Source organism: Pseudomonas khavaziana (genome assembly GCF_019145205.1).
Classification (GTDB): domain Bacteria; phylum Pseudomonadota; class Gammaproteobacteria; order Pseudomonadales; family Pseudomonadaceae; genus Aquipseudomonas; species Aquipseudomonas khavaziana.
In genome coordinates this window covers 1-293 of record NZ_JAHSTT010000072.1, presented here as the reverse complement: position 1 = coordinate 293, position 293 = coordinate 1, and the positions used below count along the sequence as shown (strand labels likewise).

Genomic DNA, 293 nt, shown 5'->3' with positions numbered 1-293 from the left:
TCTAATCAAAGACTAGAAATCAATATTCACTTCAGAATATTCATTTCTAAACTCTAACAGCAGAAGCAGTTAATGGTGGAGCCAAACGGGATCGAACCGTTGACCTCCTGCGTGCAAGGCAGGCGCTCTCCCAGCTGAGCTATGGCCCCATAACAAAATTGGTGGGTCTGGGCAGATTCGAACTGCCGACCTCACCCTTATCAGGGGTGCGCTCTAACCAACTGAGCTACAGACCCAATTTCGAGCGCAACTGATTAGCTAAGAGCTATCAGCTTGGAGCTTAAAGCTGCTTC

2 tRNA genes are annotated in these 293 nt (G+C 48.1%); both read right to left on the bottom strand.

Going from position 1 to position 293, the window contains the following annotated elements:
- Nucleotides 1-73: 73 nt before the first annotated feature.
- Nucleotides 74-149: transfer RNA gene (locus KVH01_RS29575), tRNA-Ala, on the bottom strand.
- Between the two features lie 10 nt (nucleotides 150-159).
- Nucleotides 160-236 (bottom strand) — tRNA-Ile (locus KVH01_RS29570).
- Nucleotides 237-293: the final 57 nt, after the last annotated feature.